General features: G+C 39.8%; 13 protein-coding genes and 1 pseudogene. 12 read left to right on the forward strand and 2 right to left on the reverse strand.

Annotation, left to right across the window (positions count from 1 at the left end):
• Positions 1-17: 17 nt before the first annotated feature.
• The 5 genes and pseudogenes from QU01_RS04355 to ilvE all read left to right on the forward strand — a co-directional run bounded on the left by QU01_RS04355 (position 18) and on the right by ilvE (position 7957).
• Positions 18-2057: an HsdM family class I SAM-dependent methyltransferase gene (locus tag QU01_RS04355; protein ID WP_033762438.1), complete on the forward strand. Its 2040-nt coding sequence runs from the start codon at positions 18-20 to the stop codon at positions 2055-2057.
• Complete coding sequence (locus QU01_RS04360; protein ID WP_411326680.1) at positions 2054-3076, forward strand: restriction endonuclease subunit S; 1023 nt, start codon at positions 2054-2056, stop codon at positions 3074-3076. The genes QU01_RS04355 and QU01_RS04360 overlap by 4 nt, the downstream gene beginning before the upstream one ends.
• Positions 3077-3357: 281 nt before the next feature.
• Entirely contained in the window at positions 3358-6021 is a 2664-nt protein-coding gene (gene polA / locus QU01_RS04365) for a DNA polymerase I (protein ID WP_033762508.1), read from the forward strand.
• A 114-nt stretch (positions 6022-6135) separates the two neighbouring features.
• Entirely contained in the window at positions 6136-6882 is a 747-nt protein-coding gene (locus tag QU01_RS04370; RefSeq protein WP_033762436.1) for an outer membrane protein, read from the forward strand.
• Positions 6883-6933: 51 nt separating this feature from the next.
• Positions 6934-7957: pseudogene (gene ilvE, locus QU01_RS04375) on the forward strand (branched-chain-amino-acid transaminase).
• Between the two features lie 4 nt (positions 7958-7961).
• Here the strand turns inward: ilvE and QU01_RS04380 are convergent.
• Complete coding sequence (locus QU01_RS04380; RefSeq protein ID WP_000473441.1) at positions 7962-8657, reverse strand: outer membrane protein; 696 nt, start codon at positions 8655-8657, stop codon at positions 7962-7964.
• A gap of 133 nt (positions 8658-8790) precedes the next feature.
• Between QU01_RS04380 and QU01_RS04385 the strand changes: the two genes are divergently transcribed.
• From QU01_RS04385 to QU01_RS04405, 5 genes are read left to right on the forward strand one after another with little or no spacing between them, the layout of a single operon-like run.
• A complete protein-coding gene (locus tag QU01_RS04385) occupies positions 8791-9924 on the forward strand; it encodes an ABC transporter permease (RefSeq protein ID WP_000845812.1) in 1134 nt (377 codons plus the stop codon).
• Positions 9924-10709 carry an ABC transporter ATP-binding protein gene (locus tag QU01_RS04390; protein WP_033762430.1) on the forward strand — a complete coding sequence of 262 codons (786 nt, stop codon included), beginning with the start codon at positions 9924-9926 and terminating at the stop codon, positions 10707-10709. The genes QU01_RS04385 and QU01_RS04390 overlap by 1 nt, the downstream gene beginning before the upstream one ends.
• Entirely contained in the window at positions 10694-11509 is an 816-nt protein-coding gene (locus QU01_RS04395; RefSeq protein ID WP_000439508.1) for an MlaD family protein, read from the forward strand. The genes QU01_RS04390 and QU01_RS04395 overlap by 16 nt, the downstream gene beginning before the upstream one ends.
• A gap of 2 nt (positions 11510-11511) precedes the next feature.
• Complete coding sequence (locus QU01_RS04400; RefSeq protein WP_001202842.1) at positions 11512-12189, forward strand: hypothetical protein; 678 nt, start codon at positions 11512-11514, stop codon at positions 12187-12189.
• 11 nt (positions 12190-12200) lie between these two features.
• The gene (locus tag QU01_RS04405) at positions 12201-12788 is read left to right on the forward strand and encodes an META domain-containing protein (protein ID WP_001053525.1); all 588 of its coding nucleotides are present in this window, start codon (positions 12201-12203) and stop codon (positions 12786-12788) included.
• A 187-nt stretch (positions 12789-12975) separates the two neighbouring features.
• Here the strand turns inward: QU01_RS04405 and QU01_RS04410 are convergent, their stop codons facing one another.
• Complete coding sequence (locus QU01_RS04410) at positions 12976-14028, reverse strand: cytochrome-c peroxidase (RefSeq protein ID WP_033762427.1); 1053 nt, start codon at positions 14026-14028, stop codon at positions 12976-12978.
• Between the two features lie 148 nt (positions 14029-14176).
• Here QU01_RS04410 and dnaE point away from each other — a divergent pair, with 148 nt between their 5' ends.
• Together dnaE and QU01_RS04420 are read left to right on the forward strand one after the other, a co-directional pair.
• Complete coding sequence (gene dnaE, locus QU01_RS04415; protein ID WP_033762424.1) at positions 14177-17812, forward strand: DNA polymerase III subunit alpha; 3636 nt, start codon at positions 14177-14179, stop codon at positions 17810-17812.
• A complete protein-coding gene (locus QU01_RS04420) occupies positions 17794-18582 on the forward strand; it encodes a pseudouridine synthase (RefSeq protein WP_080248361.1) in 789 nt (262 codons plus the stop codon). The genes dnaE and QU01_RS04420 overlap by 19 nt, the downstream gene beginning before the upstream one ends.
• The last annotated feature ends 45 nt before the right edge of the window (positions 18583-18627 follow it).

Here is an 18627-nt window from a genome sequence, read left to right on the forward strand (position 1 = left end):
TTTAAAAGGATAAAACCATGCAAGCTTTTCGGTTAGAAGATGATGTTGATGACTATGTCAAAAAAGAATTGACCAATTTAGGGCTTATGAAAAATAAGGATTTTAATGTTAAAAGCCAAATGAGTCCTAGCCTTAAAAACGCCCTTTTGAATGCGAGTAAAACTAAAGATAAAAATTCTTATGGCGAGCCAGATTTTAGCTTAGAAAAATACACGCACCCTAAAAATAAAGAGAGCGTTATCCCCATAATCATAGAAAACAAACTCTACGCTAAAAATTTAAAAAAGCTCAAAAACGACGCGCTGCAAAACGATGATAATTCCATTTCAAGATTCGCCGTGAATGGGGCTTTACACTACGCTCAAAATATCCTAAGAGACAAAGAAAAATATAAAGAATGTATCGCTATAGGCATAGCCGGTGATGATGAAGAAAACCTTTTGATAGAAGTGTATTATGTTTTTGCAAGCGGGATCAATTCGCACAAACTCACTAGCGCTAAAACCCTGCATTTTTTAGAAAATCAGGAATCGTTTAACGCTTTTTATAAAGAATGCACGCTCACTGAAGAAGAAAAACATTTTATCTTAATCAAAACCAAAGCCGATCTAAACGAAACCGCTAAAAAACTCAACCGCCTTATGCATAACCATAACATCACCGCGCCTCAGCGCGTGCTATACGTGAGCGGCATGCTTTTATCCATGCAAGAAATTAAGGGCAAAAAAGGGGGCTTAAAACCAAGCGATTTAAAAGGCGAAATAACCGATACTAGCCGTGATGGCGTTTTAGTGTTTAACCAAATCAGCGAATTTTTGAAAACCAAAAACTTGAGCGAAGAAAAACGAGATCTCATGCTCGCTAGTTTTAAAGAAATCAGTAAAGACCCACAGCGCGATAAAGAAACGAGCCTTGATAAAGCCATAAGCACGCTTTTAAAAAAAGATTCAAGCATCACTAAGCAAATTTTTACTTTTCTTTATGAATTTGTCCATAAGCCCATTAATGAAAGCGACAATACCGGTCATTTAGACATCATGGGCGAACTTTATAGCGAATTTTTAAAATACGCTTTAGGGGATGGTAAGGAATTGGGCATTGTTTTAACCCCGCCTTATGTAACTAAAATGATGAGCGAACTTTTAGGGGTTAATGCGAAATCTTTTGTGATGGATTTAGCCACAGGGAGCGCGGGATTTTTAATTTCTTCTATGGTGCTAATGATTGAAGACATTGAAAAAACCTATGGCAAAAACACCACTAAAGCTAACGAAAAAATAAAAGACGCAAAAACCACGCAACTTTTAGGCGTGGAGCTTAACGCTGAAATGTTCTCTCTAGCCACCACTAACATGATTTTAAGAGGCGATGGATCAAGTTTAATCATCAAAGGCAACACTTTTGAAACCAGTAAAAAGATTTATGAAGATTTTAAACCCAATGTCCTTTTATTAAACCCTCCTTTTAGCTACGAAGAAAACGGCATGCCTTTTATCAAGTTCGGGTTAGAGCACATGCAAAAAGGCGCTTTAGGAGCGATCATTATCCAAGACAGCGCAGGGAGCGGGCAAGCGTTAAAATCCAATGTTGAAATTTTAAAAAAACATTCGCTTTTAGCGAGCGTTAAAATGCCCACCGATTTATTCATGCCTCAAGCCGGGGTGCAAACCAGCGTTTATATTTTTAAAGCTCATGAGCCACACGATTATGAAAAGCCTGTTAAATTCATAGACTTTAGAAACGATGGTTTCAAACGCACCAAAAGAGGCTTGAATGAAACCTCTAACCCCACCAAACGCTACGAAGAAATCATTAAAATTTACAAAGCCGGCTTAAACGCTAAAGTTTCTAAAGAGCTGTGGGGCGATTTAGAAACAATCTATATTGAAGATTTTATCGCTAAGCCGTGCGAAAACAAGCATGCTAAAGACTTTAATTTTGAAGCCCACCAAAAGAATGAGACTAAACCGAAATTAGAGGATTTTAAAAGAACGATAGCCGATTACCTTTCTTATGAAGTGGGCTTGATTTTAAAAAACCAAACGCCCCCAAAGTGATTGGCCCCCTTAGTAGCCAACTCAACGCTATTAAGTGGGGCGAGTTCAAATTAGGGGATTTGTTTGAAGCGAGTAACGGCGATTTTGACATTCAAAAACGCCACATCAATCATAAGGGCGAATTTGTCATCACTGCAGGGCTTAGCAATAATGGCGTTTTAGGGCAAAGCGATATAAAAGCAAAAGTTTTTGAAAGCCATACCATTACTATTGACATGTTTGGTTGTGCGTTTTATCGCAGTTTTCCCTACAAAATGGTAACACATGCTAGGGTATTTTCTCTCAAACCTAAATTTGAAATCAACCATAAAATCGGCTTGTTTTTATCCACGCTATTTTTTGATTACCCTAAAAAATTCGGCTATGAAAACATGTGTTCATGGGCAAAAATTAAAAACGATAAAGTCATTCTACCCCTAAAACCCACCGCTAACGCTCAAACCCTTGAGGATATTGATTTTCCTTTCATGGAAACATTCATAGCCGAACTTGAGCAGTGTCGGCTCGCCGAACTTGAGGCTTATTTAAAAGCTGCAGGGCTAGAAAACACCACCCTTTCTAGCGGTGAAGAAAACGCCCTTAATGTTTTCAATAATTCTGGGGGGGGGGTAATACCCCCATGCGGCTTGACATGGCAACACTTCAAACTAGGGGATTTGTTTGAAAAATTAGACTTAAAGTTTAAGAAAAAAACCTTTAATAAGCAAAAAGATATTTCAAAAGTCCAAACGAGCGAGTTTGATTTACCGCTTGTCAATGCTAAAAATGGTGATAATGGAATCATGTATTACGGTAGATCAAGTGATTTTGAAAGTGCAGAAATGACAATTGATATTGTCAATGATGGAGCAGTTTCAACCGCTAATGTTTATCCGCAACTGCTTAAAACAGGAGTTCTTTATAATGCCTATTTAATAAAACCAAAATTCACGCCAACAAGAGAAACGCTATTATTTTTTACACCCTGTATTTATAAGGCTATTAAACTAAAATTTAGTTATGAAAATAAGGCGAGTTGAAATAAAGTTAAAAACGAGTTAATTTCTCTACCCCTAAAACCCACCGCTAAAACTCAAACCCTTGAGGATATTGATTTCAATTTCATGCGCACCTTTATAAACGCTCTAATGAAACAAACCATTCAAGGCGTGGCTCAATACTGCGGCGCTAAAATCCAAGCCGCAAAAGAAGTTATCAGCTAAGAAACACCCATTCAAAAAGACTCGTTATTTTGAAAGAGATGAGGTCAAGCTTGTGTTACAATAAATTTAAAATTTGCTTGATTGAAGAGGGTTGGATAATGGAGCAGCCAGTCATTAGAGAGGGGACTTTAGCTTTAATTGACACTTTTGCGTATTTGTTTAGAAGCTATTACATGAGCGCTAAAAATAAGCCTTTAACCAACGATAAGGGCTTTCCTACAGGGCTTTTAACGGGGCTTGTGGGCATGGTTAAAAAATTTTATAAAGATAAAAAAAACATGCCTTTTATCGTGTTTGCCCTAGAAAGCCAGACTAAAACCAAAAGAGCTGAAAAGCTAGGCGAATACAAACAAAATCGTAAAGATGCCCCTGAAGAAATGCTTTTGCAAATCCCTATCGCCTTAGAATGGTTGCAAAAAATGGGTTTTGTTTGCGTAGAAGTGAGCGGGTTTGAAGCCGATGATGTGATTGCAAGCCTGGCCACGCTAAGCCCTTATAAAACGCGCATTTATTCTAAAGATAAGGATTTTAACCAGCTTTTGAGCGATAAAATCGCGCTTTTTGATGGTAAAACGGAGTTTTTGGCGAAAGATTGCGTGGAAAAATACGGGATTTTGCCGAGTCAATTCACGGATTATCAGGGCATTGTGGGGGATAGCAGCGATAATTACAAGGGGGTTAAAGGCATTGGGAGCAAGAACGCTAAGGAATTGCTGCAGCGGTTAGGGAGCTTGGAAAAAATCTATGAAAATTTAGACTTGGCGAAAAATTTACTCAGCCCTAAAATGTATCAAGCCTTGATACAAGACAAAGGAAGCGCGTTTTTAAGCAAAGAATTAGCCACTTTAGAAAGAGGATGCATTAAGGAATTTGATTTTTTAAGTTGCGCTTTTCCTAGCGAAAACCCCTTATTGAAAATTAAAGACGAATTGAAAGAATATGGTTTTATTTCTACTTTAAGGGATTTAGAAAATTCCCCTACGCCTTTAATTTCAGACAACGCTCCCACATTAGAAAACGCCCCTACAAAATCGCGCATGATCGTTTTAGAAAGTGCTGAGCCTTTGAGCATGTTTTTAGAAAAATTAAAAAATCCTAACGCAAGGGTTTTTATACGTTTGGTGCTAAATAAAGAAAAAAAAGTTCTGGCCCTAGCGTTTTTATTACAAGATCAAGGCTATTTTTTACCTTTAGAAGAGGCGTTATTTTCGCCCTTTTCTTTAGAGTTTTTGCAAAACGCTTTTTCTCAAATGTTACAGCATGCGTGTATCATTGGGCATGATTTAAAACCCTTATTGAGCTTTTTAAGAGCCAAATATCAGGTGTCTTTAGAAAACATCCGCATCCAGGACACTCAAATTTTAGCGTTTTTAAAAAATCCGGAAAAAGTGGGGTTTGATGAGGTTTTAAAGGAATATTTAAAAGAAGAATTGATTCCGCATGAAAAAATCAAAGATTTTAAAACAACAAGCAAGGCGGAAAAATTAGAGCAATTGGATAGGGAATTAAGCGCTTTAAAGCGTTTGTGCGAATATTTTGAAAAAGGGGGGCTAGAAGAGGGTTTGCTTACTTTAGCTAGTGGAATTGAAACGCCGTTTATGAAAGTTTTAATTAATATGGAATTTCAAGGCTTTAAGATTGATGCGCCTTATTTCAAGCGCTTAGAGCAGGAGTTTAAGAATGAATTGCATGTTTTAGAGCGCCAAATTTTGGAACTAATTGGCGTGGATTTTAACCTCAACTCCCCTAAGCAGCTCAGCGAGATTTTGTATGAAAAATTAGGGCTTCCTAAAAATAAAAGCCATTCTACCGATGAAAAAAATTTGTTAAAAATCCTAGACAAGCACCCAAGCATCGCTTTGATTTTAGAATACAGAGAATTGAATAAGCTTTTTAACACTTATACCACCCCCTTATTGCGCTTAAAAGACAAAGACGATAAAATCCATACCACTTTCATCCAAACCGGCACAGCTACCGGGCGTTTAAGCTCGCATTCGCCTAATTTGCAAAATATCCCGGTGCGATCCCCTAAAGGCTTACTCATTCGTAAGGGCTTTATCGCTAGCTCTAAAGAATATTGTTTGTTAGGGGTGGATTATTCGCAGATTGAATTGCGCTTGTTAGCCCATTTTAGCCAGGATAAGGATTTAATGGATGCGTTTTTAAAGGGGCGAGACATCCATTTAGAAACTTCTAAGGCGTTGTTTGGGGAAGATTTGGCCAAAGAAAAACGATCCATCGCTAAAAGCATTAATTTTGGGCTGGTGTATGGCATGGGGAGTAAGAAATTGAGCGAAACTTTAAACATCTCTTTAAATGAGGCTAAAAGCTACATAGAAGCGTATTTCAAACGATTCCCTAGCATCAAAGATTATTTAAACCGCATGAAAGAAGAGATTTTAAAAACTTCTAAAGCCTTCACTTTGCTTGGGCGTTATCGGGTGTTTGATTTTACCGGCGCAAATGACTATGTTAAGGGCAATTATTTGCGAGAGGGCGTGAATGCGATTTTTCAAGGGAGCGCGAGTGATTTATTGAAATTAGGCATGCTCAAAGTGAGCGAGCGTTTCAAAAATAACCCTTCAGTGAGGCTGCTTTTGCAAGTGCATGACGAATTGATTTTTGAGATTGAAGAAAAAAACGCCCCAGAGTTGCAGCAAGAAATCCAACGCATTCTCAATGATGAAGTGTATCCTTTGAGGGTGCCGTTAGAAACGAGCGCGTTTGTGGCGAATCGTTGGAATGAACTAAAAGGTTAGTTTTTTAATTGAGTTTAAGAAAAAATATATTATTATTTCTTTATAAGTAATACTTAGCCATTTTAAGCTAATATAATATAGAGCGATTATCAAAAAATAAAGGGAAAAGACTGAATGTTGAAAAGAATTATATTATTAGGGGCTTTGGGTGTTTTAGCGAACGCTGAAGAGAGCGCGGCTTTTGTGGGAGTCAATTACCAGGTGAGCATGATACAAAATCAGACTAAAATGGTGAATGACAACGGCTTGCAAAAGCCTTTGATAAAATTCCCGCCTTATGCAGGAGCGGGTTTTGAAGTGGGCTATAAGCAATTTTTTGGTAAGAAAAAATGGTTTGGTGCGCGTTATTATGGGTTTTTTGACTACGCGCACAACCGCTTTGGCGTGATGAAAAAGGGTATTCCGGTGGGCGAGAGCGGGTTTATTTACAATAGCTTTAGTTTTGGAGGGACGACTTTAACCGAAAGGGATTCCTATCAGGGGCAATACTATATCAATTTGTTCACTTATGGTGTAGGGTTGGATACGCTGTGGAATTTTGTGAATAAAGAAAACATGGTTTTTGGTTTTGTGGTGGGGATTCAATTGGCTGGGGATAGTTGGGCAACGAGCATCAGTAAAGAAATCGCTAATTATGTAAAGCACCACAGCGGTTCCAGTTACAGCCCGGCGAATTTCCAGTTTTTATGGAAGTTTGGGATCCGCACCCATATCGCTAAACACAATAGCCTAGAATTAGGGATTAAAGTGCCTACGATCACGCACCAGCTTTTCTCTCTTACCAACGAAAAGGGATACACCTTACAGGCTGATGTGCGTAGAGTTTATGCGTTTCAGATCAGTTACTTGAGGGATTTTTAACCCCTTTTTAGATACAATCACACTTGAAACTATCCATTTAAAGGTGTGAAAATGGCAAATTTAGAAAATTTAGATTGGAAAAATTTAGGCTTTAGCTATATTAAAACGGATTTTCGCTTCATCGCTAGTTATAAAAACGGCTCTTGGTCGCAAGGCGAATTGGTTAGCGAAAATGTGTTGCAGCTCAGTGAAGGCTCGCCGGTCTTACACTACGGGCAGGCTTGTTTTGAAGGCTTGAAAGCTTACCGCTCTCAAAACGGAAAAGCTTTACTTTTTCGCCCTTTAGAAAACGCCAAACGCTTGCAAACTTCATGCGAAAGACTGCTCATGCCCAAAGTGAGCGAAGAGCTGTTTTTAAGGGCATGCGCTGAAGTAGTCAAAGCGAATCAAAAATGGCTCGCTCCTTACAAAAGCGGGGCGAGTTTGTATTTGCGCCCTTTTGTCATAGGCGTGGGGGATAATTTGGGGGTAAAGCCGGCCAATGAATACCTTTTTATCGTGTTTTGCGCGCCGGTGGGGGCATATTTTAAGGGGGGGTATAGAAAAAGGGGGGGCTAGGTTTATCACTACAGCGTTTGATAGAGCCGCACCTAAAGGCACCGGTGGGGTGAAAGTGGGGGGGAATTATGCCGCAAGCCTGTTAGCCCACAAAATGGCCACAGAGCAAGGCTATGATGATTGCATTTATTTAGACCCCACCACGCACACTAAAATTGAAGAAGTGGGGGCGGCGAATTTTTTTGGCATCACGCATGATAGTGCCTTTATCACCCCGCATTCGCCAAGCATTCTGCCAAGCATTACCAGAAAAAGCTTGATGGTTTTGGCTAAAGAATACTTGAAATTAAAAGTAGAAGAGAGGGAGATTTTAATTGATGAGTTGGGTGCGTTTAAAGAAGCCGGAGCATGCGGGACAGCCGCAATCATTACGCCCATTAAAGAAATCACGCACAACAACAAGTCTTATTTTTTTGAAGCACCGGGCCATATTACTAAACAACTTTATGATTTGCTTTTATCCATCCAGCAAGGCGAACAAGAAGCCCCCAAAGATTGGATTTTTGAAGTTGGCTAAAAGGTTAAAATTTATAGCTGTATGCCGCATAAAATAGGGGCGAAGTTTCAAAGCGACTAGAGCTAGAAAGCAATCTGGCGGTGGGCAAGATCTTAAACCCTAATTCAATGCGGTGCCTTAAAAAAAGCGTGAGCATGACCCCTCCACTAATCGCTAATCCCCCTGAAACCACAGAATGTTTAAAAAACTTGAAATTTTGCTTGTCTGTATAAACGACTAAAGCCCCCCTAGCTCCCCCAAACGCCCCTAAATAATGCTTATAACTCCCTAGAGGAAATTCCATAATCACATCCAAACCCACCGCAAGCATGGTAAAAAAAGAGTTGGTAGGATCTTTATAGCTTTGATAATTCACTTTTCCTGACCCAAGATCCCATGCAAAAACCCCCCTGATCCCGATGTATTTTTTAAAAAAACTTTGCACGCCGGTTTTTAAATTGAGCGTGGCGATCCAATCTTTCATTTCCTTGCCTTGATAGTCCTTAATGGCTTCTACAGCGCCAACCCCCCCTAAAAAATACCACCCGCTTTTTTTACGTGTGAGCTTTTGGCGGTTAATGATGCTTCTATAGAGCTTTTCATGGGCTTCTTGGTAATTTTTTTTGGGGGTTTTATTGCGCAAAATAGGCATGGCATCAAGGGGTGGAATGACAAATCCCCCTATCAAAAAAACGCACAAAAAAATGATTTTTTTAAACATTTTAAAAATAATTAATCCTTTATTGAATAGAGCATTGTTTAACTTTTTGGTTTATCATTGTGTTAAAATAGTCGTTTTAACAAACAAAATTTTGTTAATAGATTTTACCTAATCTAAGAGAGAATGTATTTTAATGAAGACAGAGAAACAAAAATTTTTAGAGATGCGTAAAGATGGGGCTAACTCTGTGCTGATTTTAAGAGGGGATTGGGATTTTAGAACGAGCGTGTTTCGTTTAGATGAGTTGAAAAAAAATTTACTAGATCATCAAGGGTCTTTAAAAATGGATTTTTCAGGGTGTCAAAAAATAGATTTTGTTTTTGGCATGTTTTTATTTGATCTCATCAAGGAGCGTTCTTTAAACATTGAATTGTGTAATGTGAGTGAGAATAACGCTTGCGCTTTGAAAGTGGTTAAAGACTGGCTTGAAAAAGAAGACGATTTGGAATCTAAAAAAGCGGGCAAAAAATACGAACTCATGATCACTAAATTGGGTAAGAGTCTTGTAGAGACTTATAACACCTTTTTAAACGCATTCAATTTTTGCGGCATGATTTTATTTTACTTCATTAAAAGCGTTTTCAACCCCAAACGCTTTTGCATCACTCCTTTGCTCTATCATATTAATGAATCCGGGTTTAAGGTTTTGCCGGTGAGTATTTTAACGGTGTTTATCGTGGGGTTTGCCGTTGCTTTGCAAGGGGCTTTACAACTACAAGACTTGGGCGCGCCTTTGATGTCGGTGGAAATGACGGCCAAACTCGCTCTAAGAGAAATCGGCCCTTTCATTTTAACCCTTGTGGTGGCCGGGAGGAGCGCGAGCAGTTTTACCGCGCAAATTGGGGTGATGAAGATCACTGAAGAATTGGATGCGATGAAAACCATGGGCTTTAACCCTTTTGAATTTTTAGTGTTGCCTAGGGTGTTAGCCTTAGTGATTGTTTTGCCTTTATTGGTGTTTATCGCTGATGCGTTCGCCATTCTTGGGGGCATGTTTGCGATTAAATACCAATTGGATCTAGGCTTTCCAAGCTATATAGACAGACTGCATGACACAGTGGGTTGGAATCATTTTTTGGTAGGGATTGTCAAAGCCCCTTTTTGGGGGTTTGCGATTGCGATGGTGGGGTGCATGCGCGGTTTTGAAGTCAAGGGGGATACTGAGAGCATTGGGCGCTTGACCACCATTAGTGTCGTGAACGCGTTATTTTGGATCATTTTCTTAGACGCTATTTTTTCTATTATCTTTTCTAAGTTGAACATATAATGAACGCTACTAACAACCAAATCTTAATTGAAGTGAAGGATCTCCATAGCGCTTTTGGAAGCACCATTATCCATAGGGGCGTGAGTTTTAGCGTGCATAAGGGCGAAGTGATGGCGATTTTAGGGGGTTCAGGGAGCGGTAAAAGCACGCTTTTAAGGTGCATGATCTTGCTCAATCGCCCTACAAAGGGGGAAGTGTTGCTTTTTGGGGAAGATATATGGAAACTCAAAGAAGGAGAGCAGCAAAAGATTTTTAACCGTTGCGGCATTTGCTTCCAGTTTGGGGCACTCTATAGCTCTTTAACGGTTTTAGAAAATGTGGGCGTGATGCTAGAGCAATACGGCGCTTATTCTAAAAAAATTGTTGAAGAAATTTCTAAAATGTGGATTGAAAAAGTGGGTTTGCCCCCTAGGGCTTACCACCTTTACCCCTATGAATTGAGCGGGGGGATGAAAAAGCGCGTGGGTATAGCTAGGGCTATGGCGACTAATCCGGAGATCTTATTTTTAGATGAGCCAACAAGTGGGCTAGATCCTTATAGTGCGGGCAAATTTGACGAACTCATCATGACGCTCAAAGAGAGCTTACAGCTTACGGTGGTGATGATCACACATGATTTAGACTCCGTGCATGATTGCGTGGATCGATTTATCATGCTCAAAGACGGGCTATTAGAATTTAATGGGGATTTAAAAGATTTTATTAAAAAGGCTCAAACTCAAGGGCTAGATGAAGGCAATTTATTCAATTCAACACGAGGAGAGAAATTTTGGAAAGGCATGTGAATTACACTTTAATCGGCGGGCTCTTCTTTTTATGCTTAGTGTGCATGGTAGGCTTTATTTTATGGCTAGGCCATTTGGGATTAGATGACGGGAAGTATTATGAATATGTGGTCTATACGGACAAAGACTTGGGAGGCATTGCGACCAACTCGCCCATTAATTACAAAGGGATTCAAGTGGGTAATGTCATCAAAGTGGGTTTTGCAAAGGATAAAGTGGGGGTGGTCCGTTTGGATTTGATGATCAAATCCAGCGTTAAGATCCGTAAAGACTCTAAAGTAGCGGTTTCTTCTAGAGGGTTTATGGGGTTAAAATTTTTAGCCTTAGAGCAAAGCCACAATGAAGAATTTTATGGTAGTGGCGATAAGGGGGAGCGGATTTTAATCTTTAAAGAAGGGCTTATGGATCGCTTGAGCGGCGATGCTAATCAAGTGGTGCAAGAAGTGATGAAAGCGATTAGGAATGTGAATAGGATTTTAGACGATGAAAATGTGGAAAAATTCAAGCACATTCTCGCTTCAGTGGATGATCTCATCGCTAACTTGGATTCAAGAAAGACTCAATTTGATTCGCTAATCAGCAACGCTAACAACCTTGTTTCTAATGTCAATAATGTGGCTTTAGATGTGGATAAACGCCTAAAACAGGGGCAATACGACTTTAAAGCGATGTTTACTCCCTTAATCATGCAAGCACAGTTGAGCTTAAGAAACATTGATAATTTTGTGGAAAAAGGCTCTGCTTTGATAGATAAATTTGACGCTAACCCCTATAAAACGATTTTTGGAGAAAGGAAATAATCATGAGAGCTACGGCGATAAAAATCTTTTCACTCTCATCAGCATTAGCGTTGTTGCTTCAGGGTTGCTTGAGCATCAATTTAAAACAAATGCTGCCAGAAATCAGAACTTATGATTTGAATGCGAGTTCTTTTGAAATCACGCAATGCCCTAAACCTTTGACTGAAGTGAGACTCATTAGCATTTTGAGCGCGGATTTATTCAACACTAAAGAGATCGTGTTTAAAGCCCAAGATGGGCAGATCACGCATGGGAAGCACCAAAAATGGATAGACTTGCCTCGCAACATGTTAAAAACCATGTTCATGCAAGAAGCGCAAAAAGCATGCTTAGGCGTGGCTTTGCCCCCTTATGGCGCAGGTGCACCCACTTATGCGGTTCGTTTTACGATTTTATCGTTTTCTCTTTTAGAAAAAGAAAATTCTACCTATAGGGCGGAATTCGCGCTAGGCTATGATATTAGCGTGAAAGGCGATTCGCATTCTGGAGTGATCATTAAGCATGAAAATATTTCTAGCTTGGAAAATAAAACAACCAAAACGAGTAAAAATGGCAATCAAGATTTTCAAGAAAGCGCGATACAATCTCTCCAACATGTCAGCACGCAAGCGATGCAAGAAGCGATTTCTTTGATTAAAAAAGCCATTGAAGCGCAAAGCGTAAGCCCGTTAAAAAAATAAGGAGGAATTGTTTGAATTTACGATTGGCTGGAGCAAGCGTTTTAACGGCTTGTGTCTTTTCAGGGTGTTTTTTTTTAAAAATGTTTGATAAAAAACTTTCTAGTAACGATTGGCATATCCAAAAAGTAGAAATGAACCATCAAGTCTATGACATTGAAACCATGCTCGCTGATAGCGCTTTTAGAGAGCATGAAGAAGAGCAAGATTCCTCTCTAAATACCGCTTTGCCTGAAGATAAAACAGCGATTGAAGCCAAAGAGCAGGAGCAAAAAGAAAAAAGAAAACACTGGTATGAGCTTTTTAAAAAGAAACCAAAGCCCAAAAGTTCTATGGGAGAGTTTGTGTTTGATCAAAAAGAAAATCGTATTTATGGGAAAGGCTATTGCAACCGGTATTTTGCTAGCTATGTATGGCAAGGCGATAGGCACATTGGGATTGAAGATAGCGGGATTTCAAGAAAAGTGTGTAAAGATGAGCATTTAATGGCGTTTGAATTGGAATTTATGGAGAATTTTAAGGGTAATTTTACGGTAACTAAGGGTAAGGACACACTCATTTTAGACAACCAAAAAATGAAAATTTATTTGAAAACGCCTTGAGTGGGTTGTTGGTTTCAAAACAATCTAAAACCACTAAATTAGGGATTAAAAAGAAATTTTTAAGCGCCTTTTAAGAGATTACCGCTTGGCTTTTCGCAAGCTTTTTGATTATTGATCGCAAAAGATGCTGATGCTTTGAGCGTTTTTTAGATTTGGCGTCAAAGCCCCCTAAAAGGACTTTTTAAAATCAAAAAGAGGGTTTAGGGGTTTTGTCTGTCATTATGGGGAGTTCTGGGTAGAGTATTTTAGGTTTTTTACCCTTTAAGGCTTCAAAGAAAGTTTCAATTTTTTTCGCTTCTTCATCGCTGATTTCAATGCCTAACTGGATAGAGCCCATTTCTTTAATCGCATCTTTAACATCCCAGAATTGCCCGTTATGGAAATAGGGCATCGTTTCGGTGATATTCCTTAAAGTAGGCACTTTCACAAGCCCGTTTTTATCGCCTTTGAAATCGCCCACATTAGCGAATTTATAAGGTTTGACCACCCCAAAAGGCTGCATCGTCCCCCCAAGATTAATGCCATTATGGCAAGCCACACAGCCTTTAGAAATGAATAAATCCAGCCCTTCTTTTTCGGCTTTACTGAGCGCTTTAGGATTGCCTCTTAAAAAATCATCGTAACGGCTTGGGGTAATAAGCGTGGCTTCAAACATAGCGATACTATCAGCGATCAATTTAAAATCAATTTTGACTTTAGAGCCATAAGCTTTTCTAAAGAGCTTGACATAGCCTGGTATGGAATTGATTTTTTCTACCACGACTTTAGGATCAGCCCCCATTTCAAAAGAAGACTGGATTGGCCCTTGCGCTTGTTCGTTTAAATGCGTAACCCTACCATCCCAAAACTGCACATCGTTAAACACAGAGTTATACACTGTTGGGGAACTTAAAAGGTGGGGGTTTTTCTTCCATTGAGAGCCTATGGCGCTTGGGATTAGATCCACCCCACCTAATCCCAGATTATGGCATGTGTTGCAAGACACAAGATAGGAAGTGGAAATCCTAGGGTCAAAATAGAGCATTTTGCCCAATTCCACTTGAGCGGAGGTCATGATTTCGCTGTTTTTAGCGCCAATGCCCACATCTCTGGTTTTTTTGATCTGGTATTCTTTGAGCGCTTTGCCCATAGGCATGGGTTCTAATTGGCTTTCCTTCGCTTTTTTAATCAAATCCATATCGCTTAAAGCATAAACGCAAGAAAAAGCCAGGCAAACGCCCAATAAAATGGATTTTTTCATGATGAACTCCTAAAATAGTATTAAAAATAAGAAAAAACTTTCTTATTATAACCACCATTTTAAAATAATTCACCACTAAACGATCCGATAAAGAGTTTTTTAAAGAGCGATAGGTATAATGGCGTTAAATCCAAATAAGGGTTAGACAATGAAAGAGAATAAAGCTTTTACGCATTTGCACTTGCACACAGAATATTCGCTTTTAGACGGGGCGAACAAGATTAAAATCTTAGCCAAACGCGTTAAAGAATTGGGCATGAAAAGCGTGAGCGTAACCGACCATGGGAACATGTTTGGAGCGATTGATTTTTACACGAGCATGAAAAAAGAAGGCATCAAGCCTATCATCGGCATGGAAGCGTATATCCATAATGATGACAACCTCTCCAGCAAAGAAACTAAGCAGCGCTTCCATTTGTGCCTGTTCGCTAAAAACCAAGAGGGCTATGAAAACTTGATGTTTTTAAGCTCTATGGCGTATTTAGAAGGATTTTATTATTTCCCGCGCATCAATAAAAAGCTTCTAAGGGAGCATTCTAAGGGCATTATCGCTTCTAGCGCGTGCTTGCAAGGGGAAGTCAATTACCATTTGAATACTAACAATGAGAGAAACCGTAAGTATGGGGCTAAAGGCTATGATGAAGCCAAAAGAATCGCTTGCGAATACCAAGAGATTTTTGAAGACGATTTTTATTTAGAAATCATGCGTCATGGCATTTTAGATCAGCGATTCATTGATGAACAAGTCATTAAAATGTCTTTAGAAACAGGGTTAAAAATCATTGCCACCAACGACACCCACTACACCATGCCTAATGACGCTAAAGCTCAAGAAGTGGCGATGTGCGTAGCGATGGGTAAAACCCTAAACGATAAGGGGCGCTTGAAACACTCCGTGCATGAGTTTTACATTAAATCCCCTGAAGAAATGGCGAAGCTGTTTGCAGATATTCCAGAAGCGTTAGAAAACACCCAAGAAATCGCTGATAAATGCGTTTTAGAGATTGATTTAAAAGACGATAAAAAGAACCCCCCAACCCCCCCAAGCTTCAAATTCACTAAAGCTTACGCTCAAAATGAGGGGCTGGATTTTGAAGATGACGCTTCTTATTTTGCCCATAAGGCTAGAGAGGGCTTGAAAGAGCGCTTAATCTTAGTGCCAAAAGAAAAGCATGATCAATACCAAGAACGCTTAGAAAAAGAAATTGAAGTCATTACGAGCATGAAATTCCCAGGGTATATGCTGATTGTGTGGGATTTTATCCGTTACGCTAAAGAAATGGGTATTCCTGTAGGGCCTGGTAGGGGGAGTGCGGCTGGGAGTTTGGTGGCTTTTGCTTTAAAAATCACGGATATTGACCCTTTGAAATACGATTTGCTCTTTGAAAGGTTTTTAAACCCTGAAAGAGTCAGCATGCCTGATATTGATACGGATTTTTGCCAGCGCCGGCGTAAGGAAATCATAGAATACATGATTGAAAAATACGGCAAATACAATGTGGCTCAAGTCATCACCTTTAACAAGATGTTGGCTAAAGGCGTGATCAGAGATGTTGCAAGGGTTTTGGACATGCCTTATAAAGAAGCCGATGATTTTGCCAAGCTCATCCCTAACCGCTTAGGCATCACGCTTAAGGGCTATGAAAAAAATGGCGAGTTCATCGAGGGGGCGTGGGAATTAGAGCCTAAAATCAAGGAATTAGTAGAAAGCAATGAAGTAGCCAAACAAGTGTGGGAATATTCGCTCAATTTAGAGAACTTGAATCGCAACGCAGGCGTGCATGCCGCAGCCTTAGTGGTGGATAGCCAAAAAGAGTTGTGGCACAAAACCCCTTTGTTTGCCTCTGAAAAGACCGGCGGTATCGTTACGCAATATTCCATGAAATATTTAGAGCCGGTGGATTTGATCAAGTTTGACTTCTTGGGGCTTAAAACCTTGACCGTGATTGATGATGCGCTTAAAATCATTAAAACGCAACATAACATTGATGTGGATTTTTTATCGTTGGATATGGACGATCCAAAAGTGTATAAAACGATCCAAAGCGGGGATACGGTGGGGATCTTCCAGATTGAATCCGGGATGTTTCAAGGGCTTAACAAGCGCTTAAGGCCTTCAAGCTTTGAAGACATTATCGCCATTATCGCGCTAGGCAGACCAGGACCCATGGAATCAGGCATGGTAGATGATTTTGTGAATAGAAAGCATGGCGTTGAGCCTATCGCTTATGCGTTTAAAGAATTAGAGCCGATTTTAAAGCCCACTTACGGCACGATCGTCTATCAAGAGCAGGTGATGCAAATCGTGCAAACTATCGGCGGTTTTAGTTTGGGTGAAGCGGATCTCATCCGCCGCGCTATGGGGAAAAAAGACGCTCAAATCATGGCGGACAATAAGGCTAAGTTTGTAGAAGGCGCTAAAAATTTAGGGCATGATGGCCAAAAAGCGGCTAATTTGTGGGATTTGATCGTTAAATTTGCTGGTTATGGTTTCAACAAATCGCATTCAGCCGCTTATGCGATGATCACTTTCCAAACGGCGTATTTAAAGACTTATTACAAGCATGAGTTCATGGCAGCGATGCTCACTAGCGAATCCAATAAGATTGAATCCGTGGCGCGTTATATTGATGAGGTCAGGGCTTTAGAAATTGAAGTGATGCCCCCGCACATCAATTCTTCTATGCAAGATTTCAGCGTGGCGGAGTTTAAAAACCAAAAGGGCGAATTGGAAAAGAAAATCGTGTTTGGTTTGGGAGCGGTTAAAGGGGTTGGGGGTGAGCCGATTAAAAACATCATTGAAGAAAGGGCTAAAGGGGATTATAAGAGTTTAGAAGATTTTATTTCACGGGTGGATTTTTCTAAACTCACTAAAAAATCTTTAGAGCCATTAGTGAAATCAGGGAGCTTGGACAATTTAGGCTACACTAGAAAAACCATGCTCGCTAACTTGGATTTGATCTGTGATGCGGGGCGCGCTAAAGACAAGGCTAATGAAATGATGCAAGGAGGCAACTCCCTTTTTGGAGCCATGGAAGGTGGGACAAAAGAGCAGGTTGTTTTGGACATGACTGATTTGGGCGAGCATGACGCTAAAACGCTTTTAGAATGCGAATACGAGACTTTAGGCATCCATGTTTCAGGCAATCCTTTAGATGAGTTTAAAGAAGAAATTAAGGGCTTTAAAAATTTAGTCAAAAGCATTGATATTGAAGAATTAGAAATTGGCTCGCAGGCTTATTTGCTGGGAAAAATCATGGAAGTTAAAAAGAAAATTGGCAAACGAAGCGGTAAGCCTTATGGCACAGCGGACATTTTGGATCGATACGGCAAGTTTGAACTCATGCTGTTTGAAAAGCAATTGAGTGCTTTAGAAGAGTTGGATATTAATAAGCCTTTAGTGTTTAAATGCAAGATTGAAGAGCAAGAAGAAGTGGCGCGATTGAGGCTTTTTGAAATCTTGGATTTAGAGAGCGCTAGGGAGGTTAAAATCCCTAAAGCCCGCTATAAAGACCCTGACAAGCAAAAAGAAGACGTGCGTGAAATCCCCCCCATGGAAATACTCGCTTCTAGCTCTTGCTCTTTGGCGATCGTGTTAGAAAATGATGTGAAAAAAGAGTTTTTAAGACAAATCAAAGAGAGCGCTCTAAAACACCAGGGCAAACGCCCCTTATATTTGATCATCAAAGATAAGGATAAGCAATTCAAAATCCAAAGCGATCTAATGGTAAATGAAAAGATTAAGGATGATTTTAAAGAATTAGAGTGGAGGGATTTAGCTTGAGGATCAACCAATTTTTAGCCCATTACACCAAGCATTCCAGAAGAGAAGCTGAAAAATTGGTTTTAGAAGGGCGGGTGAAAATCAACCATGAGCATGCCAAACTCGCTAGCGTGGTTAAAGAAAACGACAGGGTGTTTTTAGACAAACGACTCATCAAACCTTTAAAAAACAAAAAATTCAGCGTGCTAATCTATCACAAGCCAAAGGGCGAACTAGTGAGTAAAGCCGATCCCTTAAAACGGCGCGTGATTTATGAAAGCTTGGAGAAAAAATACGCCCATTTCGCGCCGGTGGGGCGTTTGGATTTTGCGAGCGAGGGGGTGCTACTCTTAAGCGATAGTAAAGCGGTGGTGAGCGCTTTAATGCATGCGAATTTAGAAAAAGAGTATCTCATTAAAATTCAAGGCTTTGTTACAAGAGAGATGGAAAATGCGATGCAAGAGGGCTTGAAATTAGAAAACGCCACTAAGGGAGCGCACCAAAAAACCCCCATTAAAAGCATGGAATTTGCCCCCTTTATTGGTTATGAAATCATCAAAAACCATGCCAAATATTCTAAACTGAGAGTTATTATCAATGAGGGGAAAAACAGAGAACTAAGGCGTTTTTTTGCATTTTTTAACGCTGGAGTGTTGGATTTAAGGCGCGTTCGTTATGGTTTTGTGAATTTGAATGCCTTGCCGGTAGGGAAAATGCGTTTTTTAAACCGCCAAGAATACAACGAACTGCATGCGTTTATGGCTAATAGGGCTAATACTAAAGGGGATTAGCGCTTGAAATATGCTATACTTCGGCGGTTGGGGGAAATAAAAAAT

The sequence above is a fragment of the Helicobacter pylori SA221C genome, assembly GCF_000476855.1.
In the GTDB taxonomy this organism is placed as follows: domain Bacteria; phylum Campylobacterota; class Campylobacteria; order Campylobacterales; family Helicobacteraceae; genus Helicobacter; species Helicobacter pylori_DK.

Coding starts and splice junctions, on each gene's coding strand:
- QU01_RS04355 (WP_033762438.1), top strand. CDS start 18: ATGCAAGCTTTTCGGTTAGAAGATGATGTTGATGACTATGTCAAAAAA.
- polA (WP_033762508.1), top strand. CDS start 3,358: ATGGAGCAGCCAGTCATTAGAGAGGGGACTTTAGCTTTAATTGACACT.
- QU01_RS04370 (WP_033762436.1), top strand. CDS start 6,136: ATGTTGAAAAGAATTATATTATTAGGGGCTTTGGGTGTTTTAGCGAAC.
- QU01_RS04380 (WP_000473441.1), bottom strand. CDS start 8,657: ATGTTTAAAAAAATCATTTTTTTGTGCGTTTTTTTGATAGGGGGATTT.
- QU01_RS04385 (WP_000845812.1), top strand. CDS start 8,791: ATGAAGACAGAGAAACAAAAATTTTTAGAGATGCGTAAAGATGGGGCT.
- QU01_RS04390 (WP_033762430.1), top strand. CDS start 9,924: ATGAACGCTACTAACAACCAAATCTTAATTGAAGTGAAGGATCTCCAT.
- QU01_RS04400 (WP_001202842.1), top strand. CDS start 11,512: ATGAGAGCTACGGCGATAAAAATCTTTTCACTCTCATCAGCATTAGCG.
- QU01_RS04410 (WP_033762427.1), bottom strand. CDS start 14,028: ATGAAAAAATCCATTTTATTGGGCGTTTGCCTGGCTTTTTCTTGCGTT.
- dnaE (WP_033762424.1), top strand. CDS start 14,177: ATGAAAGAGAATAAAGCTTTTACGCATTTGCACTTGCACACAGAATAT.